Source organism: Flavobacterium rhamnosiphilum (assembly GCF_004349195.1).
Classification (GTDB): domain Bacteria; phylum Bacteroidota; class Bacteroidia; order Flavobacteriales; family Flavobacteriaceae; genus Flavobacterium; species Flavobacterium rhamnosiphilum.
Genome location: NZ_SMLG01000013.1, coordinates 65,083 through 84,417, shown reverse-complemented (window position 1 = coordinate 84,417; position 19,335 = coordinate 65,083). Strand labels below are relative to the sequence as shown.

Here is a 19,335-nt window from a genome sequence, read left to right as displayed (position 1 = left end):
TTTTTTTATTTAAAAAAAATCAAGAAATAGGACAGTATCAAAAACTGACAGCATCCTATTCCTGATATAAAAAATGAGTTACTGCCGTTTTATAGTCTATCCGCGTTATTCAAATTTGGATTCAAATCCACTTGTTTTTGAGGATAGGTAAAATATTTGTTTTTAGGCATCGATACGTTAGAAGGTTCACCTATTCGGTTTAGGTACGCATTTACGATTACATCATACTTGTTCATTCTAATCAAATCGGCTCTACGTTTTCCTTCATAGAATAACTCCCATCCACGTTCTTGCAAAATAGCATCTCTCAAAGTAGATTGTGAAAAGGCTCCAGAAATCAATTGTTTTGCTTTTGATCTTGCTTTTACTTGGTTGATTAAGTTATAAACCTCTGGATTAGGACCGCCAAGCTCATTTAAAGCTTCAGCTCTGCTTAATAATACATCGGCATAACGCAAGATGTTTACGCTGTGACCATCATAGTAAGTTTGTGTATCTTCATCAGCATATTTTCTGGTAGCTACGTCTTCCATATAGAATACGCCTGCAGGGGGAATTGCCCCAAGAAATGGCGCTTGCTTATGCAACAAACCATCCGTTCCCATATACTCAGGGTAAAAGCATTGCTTACGTTCGTCTTCATCTCCAAAAGTATTATAGAAATCCCATGTTACGGTGTAATACTGCCATCTGTCAGCAACCACTGGATGATTTTCAGGACCAAAGTGATTCAACAATTCGGTTCCGTTTGTGTTCGCATCACTAAGTACCGAAAAAATATTTTCTTGACACCATTTGTTATCTTCTTTGAATAACCCAAGGTAGGAAGGAAAAAGGCTGTACTGATTAAGATTCATAACTTGTTGGGTTAAGTCTGCTACTTTTTGCCAGTCGTGTCTGCGTAAATGCAATTTTGCCAATAGCGTAAGAGCAGCTCCTTTGGTAGCTCTACCTACATCATTACTGCCATAAATTGCATTGCTTTGATAGTTTACCGGTAACACACTCGCTGCTGCTGTCAAATCGCTTATCAATAAAGTTTCGATTTCCTCAACGGAAGCTGGTACCTTAGGAGTATTATAATCAGGATTTGCTGCATCAGCTTCAGTTACCAAAACTACTGGTCCCCAAGCATCAGTCAAATCCATATAGGAAGAGGCTCTCAAGAATTTAATCTCCGCCAAAAATTGTGCTTTTTCAGTAGCAGTAATTGAATTCATTGGCGTGATGCTGTAAATCGCATTGTTTGCATTGGAAATCAATTTATACATTACTTGATAATCTTCGTTAAGCAAACCATTAGCCGAATTCCATTGGGCTAATGCCAATTGTCCTGGATCTCCACCGTATTTGCAGTGTCCTAAATCGGTAGTCAAATCGGTCAATGCGAAGTGACGGGTACCCCAATAAGAGTAGTTGTCGCCAACACTTGGTCCTTTTAATCGGGCATAAACCGAATTTACCGCAGCTACAGCATCCGCCTTAGACTGAAAAGCATTGGCACTCGTTAAACTGCTGTATATTGTAGGATCAAGATCGCTATTACACGAAAATTGAAATCCTGCAGCAATTAATATAAATAGTATCGAATATTTTTTCATCATAATTGAATTAAATGTTAATAAATAAATGGGCTTTAGATTAATGAATAGTAACTTTTAAACCTAAAACAAAAGTTCTAAAAGCTGGGAACGAGTTGAAATCGATTCCTCCGCCTAAATTAGACCCATGTCCATTCACTTCAGGATCATTTCCTGAATATTTGGTAAAAGTTGCCAAATTCTGACCTGAAGCATACAATCGTATATTTTCGATAAATTTAAGTTGTCTTAGAGCACTTTCAGGAATGTTATATCCTATTGCGACGTTTTTCAAACGAATATAGGTAGCATCTTCAACAAATCTTGAATTTACATAACTACCATACGTACTTGCATAATACCCTTGTCTCGGAACGTCTGTATTTTCATTTGTATTGGCTACCCAACGGTTTAAAGCATCCGTACCAGTAGTTGATTCAGATACCATTCGGCTCATGTTGTATAATGAATAATCAAAGGCACCTTGAAAAAAGATACTTAAATCAAAATTACCATATACAAAATCGTTACTAAATCCAGCAATAAATTTTGGTGTTGAATTTCCCATGTATTTTCTGTCGTCTGGCGTAATTTTACCGTCTCCATTGATATCCGTATATTTAGGATCTCCTGGTTTAGAATTGGGTTGCGGCGCATATACTTCACCAGTTTTTACCACTCCGGCATATTCAAAACCATAAAGTAAGCCCATTTCCAATCCTGGCTCTAATCGTGTAAATTCACGACCCGAAACCACCCCACTTGGGTTAGACGTATTGGTGCTGATGATTTTTACACCGTCAGAAAGTGACAATACTTTTTGTTTGTTGAACGCAATATTGAACGCAGAATTCCAAGTAAAGTTGTCGTTTCTTACGTTTACTGTATTGATAGCCAATTCGAGTCCTTCGTTTTGAACTTTTCCGGCATTGGCTCGAATTGTGTTAGAACCATAAATTAATTCGATTGGTCGATTCAAAAGCACATCATCTGTCGTTTTTCTATACACATCAATTGTAGTGTTGATTCTTCCGTTTAAAAAACTCATATCCAATCCTAAATCGGTTTGAGTAGTTCCTTCCCATTTTAAATTGGGATTGGCTAAAATTTTTGGTTCTGTACCTCCAACAAAAATACCTGGTGCAAGAGTTGTTCCGTAACTTTGATACGTTGCCAGATATTCTAATTCCCCAATACGGTCATTACCGGTAATCCCCCAACTCACTCTTAATTTCAAATTAGAAAATACATCTAAATTTTTAATGAACGATTCGTTTGAAAGTTTCCATGCCAAAGCAGCTGACGGAAAAGTACCGTACAGGTAATTTGGTCCGAACCTGTTAGATCCATCTCTTCTTATGGTAAAAGTAGCCAGGTATTTATCCCCATAAGAATAATTTAATCTACCAAAATACGATTTTAATTTTGTTTCGAATTTTTGATTAAATGGTTTACCCGCTATATCTCCATTTCCAAGAGAATTAGACGTTAAATAATCGTTTGAAAAACCAGTTGCACTTGCTTTTAGTCTTTCAGAATAATCTTTTTGGTTCGATGTTCCCACCAACACCGTAAGACCATGTTCTCCTTGGGTCAATTTATACGTTAAATATTGATCCGAAATCCATCTTAGATTTGATGTTGTTTCTTCAGAACCAGACCCTCTCAAAGCAGCACCTGCCGAAAGTGTTCTTGGGGTATACTTGTCTTCTGTTGAAGATCTAAACTCGGCACCTGCACCAAAATGGAAGGTCAAGTTTTTTATAATTTCATAATCAATGAACATATTTCCATTCATTAATCTGCTGATCAATTTATTGGTTGGCTCCATCAACGATGCAAATGCATTGTCTTTTCCTTGGTATTTGAAATAAGTTCCGTCGGGATTGTATACAGGGATTGAAGGTGCTGCCGTTTGAATTGAAAATAAAGGAGACAAAATATTATCGCTATAATCACTATTGTTTAAATGTGAAATCGCCCCATAAAAATTAGATCCCACAGTAATTTTGGTGCTGAATTTTTTCTCAGCACCCATTCTTATCGAATACCTGTCAAAATCGGTATTTCTTAATACCCCTTCCTGATTGATATAATTTCCGGAAAGGAAGAATTTAGACGTTTGATCGCTACCGCTAAAATTAATCGATCTGTTTTTCACAAAACCTTGACGAGTAGCCAAATCAAACCAATTGGTATTGGCAATAGGAAAACTTACCGGAAAAATTAGTGGTTTATTGTTTTCAGTTGCAATTGCATTTTGTATATCGGCATATTGTTGTCCATTCAATAACGAAGGAGCTTTAATAATAGTTTGGATTCCATCCGAGATATCTGCTTCTATTTGCATTTTACCTGATTTCCCTTTTTTAGTCGTAATTAATACAACCCCATTTCCTCCACGAGATCCATAAATGGCCGCCGCAGAAGCATCTTTCAAAATCTGGATGTCTTCGATATCATTGGGACTGATGGTTTTACCTGCATCCGATATGAATCCATCCACTACATACAATGGTTCATTAGTAGTATTAATCGAGTTCCCCCCTCTGATAATAATAGCAGGACTCGCACCAGGAGCAAAGTTGTTTTGTTGTACTTGTACACCCGCGGCACGACCTTGAATTGCCGAAGCCACATTAGCAACAGTTCCACCTAAATTAAGGTTTTCTTTACCAATAGAACTGACAGCACCGGTAAGATCCTTTTTCTTTTGTTTACCGTAACCTACAACGACAACTTCATCTAATTTCTGACCTACCTCTTTTAAAATAATAGTAAGCGGCGTTTTACCAATAGTCACTTCTTGTTCCTCCATACCGATGTAGGAAACAACAAGTTTTGTCGCATTTTCAGGTACGCTAATCACAAAACTACCGTCCATATCCGTCTGTGCAGTAACATTAGTACCCTTAGCGACGATATTGGCACCAGGTATAGGATTTCCTTTTTCATCGACCACTTTGCCCTTAACTACTTTTTGAACTAGTGACAAATTGGTTCCGGATAAAGTAACCATTTTCGGGATTTCTGCAGCTGAAACCTGTAAAGACATGGTCAGCAGTGAAATGGTCGTTAATTGAATAACTTTTCTGGATAGAGCGTTGAACCGTAGATTTCGCGGCTTGTTTTTGGTTAATAATTTCATACTCTTGCTTGTTTTTGGTTAGTAATAATTGTTCTTGTTTGGTCTACTTATCTGTTTTTCCATTTACTGCTCCTTGTACAAGGAACGAGCCAGCAATGTTTCCAATATCTGCTGATTTTTTTTTTATGAAAAACGAATAAATATTTTATAAAAAAAGTTACCTGTTTTACCTTAGTGCTGTTATCATTCTTAAACCTTTCCTGCCATTTTAAAAATGTACTTTTATAGTTTCAATTAATTACTGTAACCCGTTGGGTGTAATTAGTTTTTAATTATAATTTTCGTCAGTTCGAGTGATTTTCGTTAGAAAATTGTATCGAGAACAAGAAAATTTTGAATTAAAAACGGTTCTCGATACATTTTTTGTTCCGTTTTACTCCACAAAAAACACTCGAACTGACGTTTTGAATAATTACACCCAACGGGTTACTGTAATTATTTTTTTTAATAAATTTAAGTAATTTTTTTTATAACATTTTGACTTATAATAAATTGTGTTTTTTAATTATGAATTTTGCGTCTTAGTCCTTATATCTATTTGTGTTTTTTTTATTTGAATTTTTTAATAAATCCAACCCCTTTAATCTGTAAGAATATTCAATATATTTTTTTGCTGTAATTTTTCATTGTTGTCTTTCTTTAGAAAAATAGCAACTATTTAAAACGTTTTCCATCCGTATAAACACTGTTAAAAATGCCACTTTTTAATTTGATAAACAGGGATTCATTACTTAACTTATGACGAAATTATAGATTATATTTTTATTAAACAAGGAAAAACATGAAAAATGTGCTCGAACACACTGTATTTGTGTTCTCGAGCACATAAATATTGTATAAAACGTTTTTTTAATAATAAATTTTTAGCTTTTTAATAATAAAAGCTACCTCAATCTTGCTCTCTTTATTTTAACTAAAAGGGAGCTTATCGCTTAAAAAATATGAAATTCGGAATTTTTAAATCTATTTTTTACAAATTCAACAGTACTATGTATTATTCGAAACACATTAAAGCCTATTATCTTTATCGATTCAGGCTAGAATTTAACGCTAAATAGATATTTTTAAGAGCTCCAATTAAGCTAAAAAAAGAGCAGAATTTTTCATTGAAATTTCTTTTAACTATATTTCGGAAAATTTACTCAAATACAATTTTATACAACTATTAAATACAACATAAAATGACTCCAGAAATAAAAGAATACGAAGTGAATTTAATCGAGAAAAAACAATTGAATATCTCTGGAAATGGGGATGATACATTATGGGATAATGCTATGATTTTGACTGATTTTTGTTCCCCTTGGAGTACTGAAAAAGGAACAGAGATTACATTTAGAGCACTTTGGGATCGAGAAAAATTATATTTTAATTTTACTGTTTTGGACACCGAAATCCACATAGAAAAACAGGATGACAGTATTGAAAGTATTGGAAACTCCGATAGAGTCGAACTCTTTTTTAGACCTGATAATTCTCTGAATCCGTATTATTGTTTAGAGATCGATACTTCTGGTCGAGTAATGGATTTTATCGCTTACCCCAATAAGGACTTTAATTTTAATTGGAATTGGCCCAAGGATGATTTAGTAGTTAAATCAACTGTAAATGCTAATTCTTTTACTGTTGAAGGATCAATTAGTATCGAATCTTTAAAAAGTTTTAATTTAATTCAAAACAATAGAATAGAAACCGGTGTTTTTAGAGCAAAATATACAAAGAGACAAAATGGATGTTTCGAACCTAACTGGATCACTTGGGTAAACCCAAATACCGAAACACCTAATTTTCATATCGCTTCTTCGTTCGGGGTTTTTGTTTTAAAAGAATAGAATGGTGCTATTCAATATAATACTCCGCATTTTCAGCATTTACAATATCAATGGGTAAAAGAATCATTTCCGGAATTTCTTTCTGAAAAAGAAAATATTCCACTAAAGAGGTTATTCCCAGATACGCTTGCCTTTTCTGATTTTGATGGATCATAAAATCAATTACGCCTTGATTCAAATAAGTAACATTTTCATTAATCAAATCATATGCGACAACTCCAATTTTTTTAAGTTTGAACGCACTAAGAATTTTAGCTATTTGATACGCTTTAGAAGTGGTAATAAAGATTCCTGATACATCAGGGTTTTCATTCAGAAAATTATTGAAACTAATTTCAACATTTGGATTTTTCAATTTTAGGGTTGTGATGGTATAGTCTGAATTTTCTATCTCCTCAAAATAATTTCTAAAACCTCTTTCCTTTTCCTGCATGTGAATTGCATTTTTGTAGGTTTCATCAATATGAACAATAGCAATTTGACCTTTATCAGTAATTGAATCTAATAATTTTGCAGCCACTCGCCCACTTCTAAACAAATCCTGACCTACAAAACTTTTTACAAAACTGGATTCGACTTGGTTGTTAAAAGTGTTTACAATGATGTTTAATGAATGGTATTCTTCAATAACATCAACGGTCTCTTTATGGAATAAAGGCGCTAACAAAACCGCATCGGGAGATAATCCTAAAACCGTTTCATTCGTTTTTAAAAAAGATTTCTTTTTTTCCGGATTAAAATAAAAAGTTTCAATAACTAAATTATAGGCATTGAATTCTTTCGCAGCATCATCAATACCATTTAGACAAGGAAGCCAATAGGGATCAATTTTAGGATCAGGAAGTACAATACAAATACGATAAATTTTATTATTTTTTAAATTTCTGGCAATAAGATTTGGTTCGTAGTCTATTACTTTTAAAACCTCGTTTACTTTTTCCAGAGCTAATGGTGACACTTTTCCTCTTTTATGCAAGACTCTGTCAACAGTACCTTTTGAAACACCAGCTAATTTAGCAATATCTTTTATTGTATATTTTTTATCCATAATGGGCAAATATATAAAAACTTTGGTTTATTTTATTTTGTAAGACTTAATTAACAAATAAGAATTTAATTAATGAATGCCATCCTTTTATTTTGAACCACTACTCTATTTTTGATAATGCCTTTAATATTTAATTTAAAAATGTGCTCGATAACATTTTTAAGGTGTGTTCGAGCACATTTTTTGTTTTTTACTTGGTTTATTAGAATTTAATCTATAGTTTCGTAAAATCAAAACTAATAAAACCGTTAGAAGTACAAACAAAAAATATCATAATCACCAGTATTACAATACTTTAACACCTATAAAAAGTGAAAGAAATTATATCATTAGCACCGGGACGGACGTGTCTCTTTGGAGATCATCAAGATTATTTAGGATTACCGGTAATTGCATGTGCAATTAATAGAAACATAAAATTAACTGTAGTGCAAAATGACACTGGCGTTTTTAAATTAAATATGGGTGATATTAATGAAGTTAGGGTCATTGATATCCACGCTACTTTTTCAGAATTAGCGCCACGTGATTATTTTGCGTCTTCCTTAAGAGTTTTGAGAAGACATGGTTGCATCCCAAATGTAGGATATGATATTACCATAAAAGGAGATATTCCCATCAATTCAGGAACCTCAAGTTCATCGGCCTTATTATTGGCTTGGATTAACTTTTTGATTACCGCTTACGGAGTCGATGCCGAGGTTACACCTGAATTTATTGCAAAAATGGGATATGCTTCCGAGGTATTAGAACATGGAGAACCAGGCGGAATGATGGATCATTACAGCATAGGCGTGGGTAATATTGTGCACATCAATACCAAAGATCCATTTTCTTGCACTATTATAGGTACTGAATTGAAAGGTCTTATCACGGGTGTTTCGGGTGTACCTAAAGAAACGATTGGCTTAATTGGCGAATTGAAAGGGAATGCATTATTGGCGATAGATATTGTAAAACAAAATTTTAAAGATTTTGATTTAAACAAAGCCGAAATCCAAGATTTAAAGAAATATTGTAATTATTTGCCAGACCGATTGATTCCTTATTTCGAAGCGGCAATTAAAAATCATCATTATACCAAACTTGCTTTAAAAGAATTTGAAAAACCAACGCTTGATTTAAAAAAGATTGGAGAATTAATGAATGCGCATCATGTTGTGTTGAGAGATTTATTGAAAATTACGGTGCCAAAAATTGATGCGATGATTAATGCCGCATTAAAAGCTGGTGCGTATGGTGCCAAAATAGTTGGTTCAGGTGGCGGAGGCAGTATTGTAGTACTGGCCGAACCGGGAAAAGAAGCACCGGTAGTGGAAGCGATACTGGCAGCAGGTGCAATAGAAGCGTATACAGTGGATGTTGATCCTGGAGTGAGAATATTAGAAAATAGTATAATTTTAAAGAATTAAGTATGCATGACAATTTAATTATTTTAGCCGGTGGCGCTTCCTCCAGAATGAAAAAACAAGTTACATTAGATAATTTGAGTGAAGAAGAAATTGCGCAAGCTAATGAAAGAAGTAAAGGATTAATTGGTGTTGGCCCAAACGGAAGACCATTATTAGATTATCTTTTATTAAATGCTAAAAAAGCAGGTTATAAAAATATCTATATTATTATTGGTGAGCAGGGAGATTTATTTAAAGAATTTTATGGCAGTGAAAATAAAAATAATGATTTTCATGGTTTAACCATTTCTTTTGCCACTCAATACATTCCTGAAGGAAGAGTGAAGCCATTTGGTACTGCGGATGCATTATTCCAAGCGGTAGAACAGTATCCAGAATTGAATTCTCAAGATTATTCGGTTTGCAATAGTGATAATTTGTATTCGGCAGAGGCGTTATACGCACTCAGGGAAACCAAAAGCCCAAATGCTTTTATAAGTTATAACCGTGATGCATTGGAGTTTCCATCGGAGCGAATTTCTCGTTTTGCCATTGCGAAACTAAATGAAAACAACTGTCTTTTGGACATTCTTGAAAAGCCAACCGCTGCTGTTTTAGACAGCTATAAAGATGCCGAAGGAATATTAAGAGTAAGCATGAATGCTTTTAAATTTAACGGAGCTATTTTATATCCGTATCTAAAAAATTGCCCCGTTAATCCGGAAAGAGATGAAAAAGAATTACCAACCGTACTTTTAAATGCAATAAAAGAACACCCTAATACCGCATTAGGAATTCCTTTTTCGGAGCATGTTCCTGATTTAACGGCAAAGGAAGACATAGCCGAAGTAAAAGCATATTTAAAAAAACATTATCCACAATTGGATTGGAATGTATAATAACCAAAAATAGATCCATCTTAAAAAAATAAGGTGTGAAAAATCAGTAAAAGTACTTCTCCATTTTTTTCTAGTAATTAAACCAGGCTAGATTGTAGAAGTACTCATACTAATAAAGTTACCCGCTAAATTTAACTATTACTAAAAAACAAACAACATGTCAAAAATCGAAAGCACAATAAACCGGAATCAAGGAAGTGCATTAATTCCAATGGTTATTTTAACCGCTTTATTTTTTATTTTCGGGTTCGTAACTTGGTTGAATGGGCCGTTAATTCCATTTTTTAAAACTGCCTGCGAATTAACGGAGTCTCAATCTTATTTTGTGGCTTTTGCATTTTACATTGCCTATTTTGTGATGGCAATACCCTCTTCTTGGTTGATAGAAAAGGTGGGTTACAAGAATGGTTTATCACTAGGATTAGTGGTAATCGCAATTGGAGCCTTTACGTTTTATCCAGCTGCCGAAGCACGTACATTTATTCTATTTTTAATCGCATTATTTGTCATGGGTACGGGATTAGCAATTTTACAAACCGCGGCGAATCCTTATGTGGTTGTAATTGGCCCTCGAGAAAGTGCGGCAGCAAGAATTAGTGTATTGGGTTTAGCAAATAAATTTGCAGGATTTATTGCCCCTATTGCCTTAACCGCTTTGGTACTTTCTAATATGAAAGATTATACTGCTGAAAAAATTGCACTTCTTGATGCTGATGCAAAAGCAAAAGCACTTGATGCACTTGCTTTACAATTGCAAACTCCTTACATCTATATTGGAATTGTTATCTTGATATTGGCAGTATTGATAAAATACTCTCCGCTGCCGGAAATCGATTTAGACGAAGATGGACAAGTGGGACATTTAAGTATTTTTCAACAAATTAAAAATGCGTTCCAATATCCGCAATTGGTTTTTGGTTTCATTACGCTAATGTTATATGTAGCAGGTGAAGTAATTGCAGGTGACTCCATAGGTGGTTTAGGAAAAAAACTAGGCGTTTATGGCGATAACGGAGATTTTTATTTAAAACTTACTTCGTTTACAATGACCGCTATGGTAATTGGTTACATTTTAGGAATTACCTTAATCCCTAAGTATATTTCACAAGTTGCTGCTTTAAAAGCTTCAGGCTTTTTAGGAATTATTTTAGTGCTGTTAATTGTTACAATTTCTCCAGCCATGATGATTCAATTACCTGGAGGAATTCCTAATTTACCAGTAGTAATTATTTTGGTGGCTCTTATAGGACTTGCCAATGCACTTTGCTGGCCGGCAATATGGCCAATGGCACTTCAAGACCTTGGAGGCTATACAAAAATAGCGGGTGCCATATTAATAATGGGAATTGTAGGTGGTGCTATTTTTCCATTAATGTACGGCTCATGGGCAGATACAATTAATATAGCCAACGAAGCTGAAGGTATTACTGAGACTGCTAAAAGTGGTAATCAAATTGCCTATTTGATATTATTACCTACGTACTTTATGATCCTGTTTTATGCGTTTAAAGGACATAAATACAGAAGCTGGTCCAGAAAATAATACCAATTAAGTTAGAAAATAAATTTTAAAAAAAACTGATAATGTTAAAAAGTAACATAGATAAGGCGACAGGTTTCGAAAAAAGATTCGAGAATATTGGAACAGTAGTTTTTGAAAATTCGACTGCGGCATCTAAAGCCGTTGCACAACAAATAGCAACCCTTATCAGATTAAAACAAGAGAATCAAGAATCCTGTATATTAGGATTAGCAACGGGGTCTTCGCCCAAAGGATTGTATGCCGAGTTAGTGCGCATGCACAAAGAAGAAGGACTGAGTTTTAAAAATGTAATCACATTTAATTTAGATGAATATTATCCAATGGAACCGGATTCTATAAATAGCTACGTGCGATTTATGAAAGAACTATTGTTGGATCAAGTGGATATCCTACCAGAAAATTATCATATTCCGGATGGGACTTTATCCAAAGAAGAAATTGCTGATTATTGTGCTAATTACGAAGCTAAGATAGAAGCTTTGGGAGGCATTGATTTACAGATATTAGGAATTGGAGGAAACGGCCATATTGGATTCAATGAATCAGGATCTTTACAGAATTCCAAAACACGATTGGTAGCATTAGATCATATCACAAGAGTAGCGGCAAGCAAAGATTTTTCTGGATTAGGGAATACTCCCAGAACAGCAATTACGCTGGGAATTAAAAAAATAATGGAAGCCAAACAAGTTATTTTAATGGCTTGGGGAGAAGGAAAATCAGATATTATTAAAAAGTCTGTTGAAGGCGAAGTAACCAATCAGATTCCTGCTTCATTTTTGCAAGAGCACAATAATGCTGTTTTTGTTTTAGATAAAGAAGCTTCTTCGAAACTGACAAGAATCAACAGACCTTGGTTGGTTGAGAAAATTGTTTGGACAGATCGATTGACCAGAAAAGCAGTACTAGGATTAGCACTTGATTTGAAAAAACCTATTTTGATGCTTACTGATGCTGATTATATTGAGAATGGAATGAGCGATTTGTTGGCTGATTCTGGACCGGCATACGACATTAATATCAAGATATTTAACAAACTGCAGCATACAATTACCGGATGGCCAGGAGGAAAACCGAATGCTGATGATGCAAACAGACCCGAAAGAGCGGAACCCGCAAGAAAAAGAGTGTTGATTTTTAGTCCGCATCCGGATGACGATATCATCAGTATGGGAGGTACTTTTATGCGATTGCAACAACAAGGGCATGAAGTACATGTTGCCTACCAAACCTCGGGAAATATTGCGGTTGCTGATGATGAAGCACAACGATTTGCACGATTTGTAATTGATTATAACGAGAAATTTGGAATAAAAAGTGCGGAAGCGGAGCATATTTATGCAAAATCGATTGCATTTCTTCAGAATAAAAAAGCAAGTGAAATTGATATTCCTGAAGTTAGATATACGAAAGGATTGATTAGAAAAGGAGAAGCTCGTGCTACAAGTCATTTCGTGGGATTGCCAGATGAGCAAATTCATTTTATGGAACTTCCTTTCTATGAAACTGGAGCTATCGAGAAAAAACCTTTGGGTGAAGAAGACATTCAGTTGACCATGGATCTTATTGCGAAAGTAAAACCTCATCAAATATATGCTGCAGGCGATTTAGCAGATCCACACGGAACGCACAAAGTATGTTTGGATGCCATTTTTGAAGCGGTGAAACGATTGAAACCACAAGATTTCATGAAAGAATGTTGGGTTTGGTTGTACAGAGGTGCTTGGCAGGAATGGGGTATTGATGAAGTGGAAATGGCTGTACCCATGAGCCCGGATCAAGTATTGGCTAAAAGACATGGAATTTTCAAACACCAATCTCAAAAAGACGGTGTAGTATTCCAAGGATCTGATGCCAGAGAATTTTGGCAGAGAGCGGAAGATAGGAATAGAGAAACGGCCGTATTGTATAATCAGTTGGGATTATCAAGCTATGCCGCAATGGAGGCTTTTGTTAGATGGCACTATTAGTAGCCGTCCGACTGTAGTCCCTTCCTCTCCAAGATTATGGAAATCCATTTTACAATTAGTAAAATGGATTTTTTTTTATGTTTAATCCGAATATCATAATTAATTTATAATAATTATCCCATGATTATCGACATCTTATTACCACATTAGCAAGGCAAAGGCATGAAAAAACAACCCTCTATTTTTTGCCACGAATGTCACTAATTAGCGCAATTACAATTGATAGATTAAAGCATACAGTATCTTTTTAAATTATAAATTTTGTAGTTTTACCCGCCTATATCCGAATCTTCATATGAAACTTAAACAGATCAACATTCCTCCCCTACCCGCCGTACTTTTAGCAATAATAAGCGTGCAATCTGGCGCGGCTATCGCGAAAGGTCTTTTTCCTGCTATTGGCGCTGCTGGAACCGCTTCCCTAAGAATTGGCATTTCAGCATTGATATTATTGGCCGTTTACAGGCCAAACCTAAAAAAGATTACCGCTAACCAATGGCGATTGGTAATTCCCTACGGTTTGTCATTGGGAGCAATGAATTTGATTTTTTATCTTTCAATAGAGAGAATCCCCATTGGACTTGCTGTCACGCTGGAATTCATAGGCCCATTATTAGTAGCTGTTTTGGGTTCAAAACGCAGGATTGATTTTTTCTGGGTACTTCTTGCGGCGGCTGGAATTGTTTTGATTGCTCCATGGTCAAATAACGGAATAGACCTTCTGGGGGTACTTTTTGCTCTATTAGCCGGTGCTCTATGGGCAGCTTACATAGTATTAGGAGGGAAAATTTCAAAAATAATGAAAGGTGGTGATGCAGTTACCATAGGAATGCTCTTTGCTTCTATACTAATAGTCCCTTTTGGAATTTTAGGAAATGGATTAAGCAACCTTACTCCTCAACTTTTAGGCTTAGGTATTGCTCTTGCTCTATTATCCAGTGCGATTCCTTTTACCTTAGAGATGAAAGCCCTAGGACAACTTCCTGCACGTACATTCAGTATTTTAATGAGTTTAGAACCTGCTGCTGCATCAATTTGTGCTTTTCTGTTTTTACAAGAATACCTTACTTTTAATGAAATTTTAGCGGTAATTTTTGTGGTAATAGCTTCTGCCGGATCCACAATTACATCCAAAAAGATGAACTCTTAATGATTTTATATTAATCATTTCGATTACGTATTCATTAAATACTTATGAAGATTCCCTTAATCTAATTACAAACAGTAGCTGTTCCTTTTGTAAAATTTCACAACCATTACACTCCAGTATACTTCACCAATTTATTTTTAATTGAAATCAAAAAAATGTCTGTAAGCATAAGTTTACAGGCGTTTTTGGTTTATTCACATCCTTAATACGTTCCTTTTTTGAAAAAAAAAGCTCCCTATGTGATAAATGTTACAGAACGCAAAATTTTAACGGACAATATTTGCAGTATACAATTTTACAATTTATGGAATATATCGGTTATTTTACATCAATACTCATTGGCGTTGCATTAGGACTAATTGGTGGTGGTGGCAGTATTCTTACCGTACCTGTTTTAGTCTATTTATTTGCTATCGAACCCATTTTAGCTACCGCTTACTCCTTATTTATTGTAGGACTTACAAGTGCTGTAGGTACTGTTGGCTATTTCAAAAAAGGGTTAGTTAATATTAAAACAGCTATTGTTTTTGGTATTCCGTCAATCATTGCTGTTTTTACAACAAGAGCTTTAATTGTTCCAGCGATACCAAAAGAAGTATTTTCCATAGGAGAATTTATAGTTACAAAAAACCTGTTGATGATGCTCCTTTTTGCCGTAATTATGATTGCCGCTTCGCATAGCATGATTAAAAAAGACAAAAAAATTATAGACGAAAAGTCCGAAGAACAAAAATTCAATTACCCGCTGATACTTATCGAAGGGGCAATTGTTGGCGTAATCACAGGATTAGTGGGAGCTGGTGGCGGTTTCTTAATTATTCCTGCTTTGGTTATTTTGAGTAAATTACCAATGAAAGAGGCCGTTGGAACTTCATTAGTAATTATTGCTGCAAAATCTCTGATTGGTTTCTTTGGAGAAGGAGGCGAAAACGGAATTAATTGGCAATTTTTACTTACCATTTCAGCATTTGCAATTGTTGGAATTTTCATTGGCACAGCCTTATCAAAAAAAATTAATGGAGATAAACTGAAACCTGCATTTGGTTGGTTTGTTTTAGTAATGGGAATCTATATTATAGCCAAAGAGCTTTTTCTAAAATAAAATATTATTTCAAAAAAAAATAACTGATTCAATATTAAACATTTAAAAACAAAATGACTTTTTTCTGCTGTGTGATATTAGTTACTGATAATATGATTATCGAATACTAATTTTGGACTATAATAAAAATATTAAAATTAATTTCATTATGAAAACAGAACAAATATACACAGGATTTTTAGCACAACAAGGTACTCTATCATTTCAAATGGTGAAGCAGCCATTAAAATAATGAGCCGTTATGAAAGATAAAAAAGCAATAAACAAAGACTTAATTTTAAGAGAGCGATTGGCGTTACAACGAACAGTGCTCGCGAATCAATCTACTTTTCTTGCCTTTTTGCGAACGGCAATGTACTTTTTAATAGCAGGATTGAGTTTGCGAAATTTATTAAAAGTTGAAAATAGCTTCCTGATTGAAATAGCGCTGTTTGTCATTTCATTCGTGATACTGTTACTTGGAACTCTAAACTATTTCAAGCATAAAAAATCCATTTCCGAAAACAAAAAGCACATTGGTGATTACCAATTAGAATACTATGAGTGATTCCAGTGCAAAACTTTTTAATATCTTACCACCTATTTTTACATCAAGAATAAATTAAAAAATAGTAGTTCTTTTTTGGATTAAAAATAAACCATTCAACAATTGAATATGAATACTATGAAACTTGGACTAAAGGAAAATTGGAAACAATTTACCATTTTAGTAATCGTAAATGCCTTTGTTGGCGGGATGATAGGAATGGAAAGAACGATTATTCCAAAATTTGCCGAAATTGAATTTGGTATTGCTTCAAAAACAGCTATTCTTTCATTTATAACTGCCTTTGGAATCACTAAAGCCATTACTAATTATTTTACGGGTAAGCTTGCGAATCGTTTCGGGAGAAAAAATTTGCTTTTATTTGGATGGATTCTGGCAATACCTATTCCTTTTATTTTGATATATGCTGAATCATGGAATTGGGTGATTTTTGCCAATATTCTGTTGGGAATTAGTCAAGGATTAACTTGGAGTAGTACGGTGGTGATGAAAATTGATTTGGTTGGAGAAAAAGATCGCGGACTGGCGATGGGACTCAACGAATTTGCCGGTTATTTTGCCGTTGGATTAGTCGCTTTCCTTTCAGGCTATATCGCACAAGAATATGGCGTTACACCCTACCCTTTTTACTTGGGAATCGGAATTTCGATAATTGGTTTTTTGTTGACTTTGCTTTTTGTGAAAGATACCCGCGTATTTGTGCACCAAGAAAATACCACCAATAAAACTGAAAAATTAGATAATATTTTTCTGGAAACCACTTTCAAGAACAAAACGTTAAGTGCTGTGACCCAAGCAGGATTAGTCAATAACTTGAATGATGGTATGATTTGGGGACTTTTGCCTATTGTGTTGCTTTCTTTGAATTATGATTCTCAGAATATTGGGGTCATAACTGCCATTTATCCTGCCGTTTGGGGTTTTGGACAATTGATAACCGGAAAAATGTCGGATATATATTCGAAAAAAAAGATGCTGTTTTGGGGAATGTTGCTACAGGGAATTGCGATTCTTTTTATTCCTTTTAGTACCGAAATGTATCAATTAGCAACTATTTCCGCGTTACTGGGATTTGGAACGGCCTTGGTCTATCCTACTTTTTTATCCGCCATCGCACAAGCCACAAACCCAACTCAAAGAGCCGAAAGTATTGGTACATTCAGACTTTGGAGGGATTTAGGGTATGCGATAGGCGCAATTATTTCAGGAATAACCGCTGATTTATTCGGGGTAAATTATGCTATTATATTGATAGGTATCATAACAATCGCATCATCAGTAATAATCAAAGTTCGTATGCCAAAAGACAATTTATAAAACAACAAATCCCTAAAAATCATATCTTTCAGAAAGTAATGATTCAAAAAAATAAAAAATGAACTGGAAAACACCAAAAAAAGCTACTATTCAAAATATTGCTTTTATCCTATTTATAGCACTGCTTCTGTTTAGTCCTTTGGGCACTTTTGTAAAAATACAAGTAAACCGCTTAATTGCTTTTTCGCCAAAAACAATTGCTGTAACAGATCAAAAAATGATTTCCACGTACCAATGGCAATTAGTCGATGCTAACGGTAAAAGTGTGACATTGGAACAATACAAAGGAAAAATAATATTCATTAATTTCTGGGCCACATGGTGTCCGCCCTGTATTGCCGAAATGCCAAGCATGCAAAAATTATATGCTGACTATCAGGATAAAATTGTGTTTTTATTTGTGACAACGGATTCTTTTGAAAGAGCAAATGCGTTTTTAGTAAAAGAAAATTTAACACTTCCTATCTATCAATCGGTTACAAATCCTCCTTTAGAAATGGAGTCGTCTACAATTCCAGCTACGTATCTTATTGACAAGCAAGGAAATGTGATTGTAGCCAAAATTGGAACTGCAAATTGGAATAGTGATTCGTTCCGAGAGAAGTTAGATCATTACATTAGAAAATAAAATCAATGTGATTTTTTTAATTTTTTTTGTTGTGTGACAAAAGTAACACAGCCACTGCTTTTTAAATATAATCTTTGCAGCACTAAATCAACAAATATGGAAATTTTAGAATTCATCAAACAGCCTTGGCCTTGGTATATTGCAGGTCCATTAGTTGGACTTACAGTTCCGGCATTATTAATTATTGGAAATAAATCTTTTGGAATCAGTGCTTCATTGAGACACACTTGCGCGATGTGTTTACCGGCAAATATTACCTTTTTTAAGTACGATTGGAAAAAAGAAATCTGGAATATGTTTTTCGTTTTCGGTATTTTATTTGGTGGCGTTTTGGCTTTTAATTTTTTGTCAAATCCAAATCCAATTATCATAAACGATACTCTAAGAACAGAATTAGCGTCGTATGGAGTTACAAATATCAACGGAATGTTACCCGAACAACTCTTCTCATGGGAAAACTTAATCACGCTCAAAGGATTTTTCATGATGATCATAGGTGGTTTTTTTATTGGTTTCGGTTCTCGTTATGCGGGAGGTTGTACCAGCGGGCATTCTATTTCCGGTTTGTCTAATTTACAATTGCCTTCACTGATTGCAACCTGTTGCTTCTTCGTAGGTGGATTGATTATGGCGAATATCATTTTACCTTTAATACTTTCTATTTAATACTATCAAACATGCAAAATAAAGATCAAAATACAGATTTCGAAACTCGTTCTTTAGACACCATTTGTGTCAACGAGAGTCAATTAGAACACAAGTGGTATCATAATTTAAAATACTTAATCATCGGTTTATTGTTTGGAATTGTTTTCATCAAAGCCGAAGTAATCAGCTGGTACCGCATTCAGGAAATGTTTCGTTTTCAGTCCTTTCATATGTATGGCATTATAGGAAGTGCCGTTGTGGTAGGAATGCTATCTGTTTTCCTGATAAAAAAATTTAATATTAAAACCATTTATGGAGAGAAAATTGAATTCCACGACAAAACGTTCAACAAAGGACAAATTTATGGCGGACTCATTTTTGGATTGGGTTGGGCCATAACAGGAGCTTGTCCAGGCCCATTATTTGCACAAATTGGAACTGGCGCTACCGTTATGATTGTTACTTTATTATCTGCTGTAGCGGGAACCTGGGTATATGGTTATTTTAGAGATAAACTGCCTCATTAAAAAAG

15 protein-coding genes are annotated in these 19,335 nt (G+C 34.7%); 12 read left to right on the top strand and 3 right to left on the bottom strand.

All coding sequences use genetic code 11. The annotated features are described in order from the left end of the window. Window positions 1–89: 89 nt before the first annotated feature. Both E0I26_RS14700 and E0I26_RS14695 read right to left on the bottom strand, forming a co-directional pair. Window positions 90–1,604, bottom strand: coding sequence for a RagB/SusD family nutrient uptake outer membrane protein (locus tag E0I26_RS14700; protein ID WP_235831785.1), 1,515 nt, complete (start codon window positions 1,602–1,604; stop codon window positions 90–92). A gap of 37 nt (window positions 1,605–1,641) precedes the next feature. Next, the gene (locus E0I26_RS14695; protein WP_131917194.1) at window positions 1,642–4,728 is read right to left on the bottom strand and encodes a SusC/RagA family TonB-linked outer membrane protein; all 3,087 of its coding nucleotides are present in this window, start codon (window positions 4,726–4,728) and stop codon (window positions 1,642–1,644) included. A gap of 1,181 nt (window positions 4,729–5,909) precedes the next feature. On the opposite strand from E0I26_RS14695, the gene E0I26_RS14690 reads away from it, so the two are divergent. Further along, window positions 5,910–6,560 carry a sugar-binding protein gene (locus tag E0I26_RS14690; RefSeq protein WP_235831784.1) on the top strand — a complete coding sequence of 217 codons (651 nt, stop codon included), beginning with the start codon at window positions 5,910–5,912 and terminating at the stop codon, window positions 6,558–6,560. Window positions 6,561–6,567: 7 nt separating this feature from the next. Here the strand turns inward: E0I26_RS14690 and E0I26_RS14685 are convergent, their stop codons facing one another. Next, window positions 6,568–7,608: a substrate-binding domain-containing protein gene (locus E0I26_RS14685; protein ID WP_131917193.1), complete on the bottom strand. Its 1,041-nt coding sequence runs from the start codon at window positions 7,606–7,608 to the stop codon at window positions 6,568–6,570. Window positions 7,609–7,919: 311 nt separating this feature from the next. Between E0I26_RS14685 and E0I26_RS14680 the strand changes: the two genes are divergently transcribed. The 11 genes from E0I26_RS14680 (at window position 7,920) to E0I26_RS14630 (ending at window position 19,330) form a co-directional block, all read left to right on the top strand. Then, a complete protein-coding gene (locus E0I26_RS14680; protein ID WP_131917192.1) occupies window positions 7,920–9,020 on the top strand; it encodes a mevalonate kinase family protein in 1,101 nt (366 codons plus the stop codon). Between the two features lie 2 nt (window positions 9,021–9,022). Then, the gene (locus E0I26_RS14675) at window positions 9,023–9,898 is read left to right on the top strand and encodes a sugar phosphate nucleotidyltransferase (protein ID WP_131917191.1); all 876 of its coding nucleotides are present in this window, start codon (window positions 9,023–9,025) and stop codon (window positions 9,896–9,898) included. A gap of 157 nt (window positions 9,899–10,055) precedes the next feature. Further along, window positions 10,056–11,441, top strand: a complete 1,386-nt coding sequence (locus tag E0I26_RS14670) for a sugar MFS transporter (RefSeq protein WP_235831783.1) — start codon at window positions 10,056–10,058, stop codon at window positions 11,439–11,441. A 41-nt stretch (window positions 11,442–11,482) separates the two neighbouring features. Further along, the gene (nagB, locus tag E0I26_RS14665; RefSeq protein ID WP_131917190.1) at window positions 11,483–13,411 is read left to right on the top strand and encodes a glucosamine-6-phosphate deaminase; all 1,929 of its coding nucleotides are present in this window, start codon (window positions 11,483–11,485) and stop codon (window positions 13,409–13,411) included. Between the two features lie 295 nt (window positions 13,412–13,706). Then, on the top strand, window positions 13,707–14,561 hold the full coding sequence (locus E0I26_RS14660; protein WP_131917189.1) for an EamA family transporter: 855 nt from the start codon (window positions 13,707–13,709) through the stop codon (window positions 14,559–14,561). A 304-nt stretch (window positions 14,562–14,865) separates the two neighbouring features. Continuing rightward, window positions 14,866–15,663, top strand: a complete 798-nt coding sequence (locus E0I26_RS14655) for a sulfite exporter TauE/SafE family protein (protein ID WP_131917215.1) — start codon at window positions 14,866–14,868, stop codon at window positions 15,661–15,663. A gap of 241 nt (window positions 15,664–15,904) precedes the next feature. Next, window positions 15,905–16,210, top strand: coding sequence for a DUF202 domain-containing protein (locus E0I26_RS14650; protein WP_131917188.1), 306 nt, complete (start codon window positions 15,905–15,907; stop codon window positions 16,208–16,210). Between the two features lie 117 nt (window positions 16,211–16,327). Next, window positions 16,328–17,527 (top strand): MFS transporter, encoded by a 1,200-nt coding sequence (locus E0I26_RS14645; protein ID WP_235831782.1) that lies wholly within the window; start codon window positions 16,328–16,330, stop codon window positions 17,525–17,527. 58 nt (window positions 17,528–17,585) lie between these two features. After that, a complete protein-coding gene (locus E0I26_RS14640; protein WP_131917186.1) occupies window positions 17,586–18,155 on the top strand; it encodes a TlpA family protein disulfide reductase in 570 nt (189 codons plus the stop codon). Between the two features lie 102 nt (window positions 18,156–18,257). Continuing rightward, a complete protein-coding gene (locus E0I26_RS14635) occupies window positions 18,258–18,821 on the top strand; it encodes a YeeE/YedE family protein (protein ID WP_131917214.1) in 564 nt (187 codons plus the stop codon). An 11-nt stretch (window positions 18,822–18,832) separates the two neighbouring features. Continuing rightward, on the top strand, window positions 18,833–19,330 hold the full coding sequence (locus E0I26_RS14630) for a DUF6691 family protein (RefSeq protein WP_131917185.1): 498 nt from the start codon (window positions 18,833–18,835) through the stop codon (window positions 19,328–19,330). The last annotated feature ends 5 nt before the right edge of the window (window positions 19,331–19,335 follow it).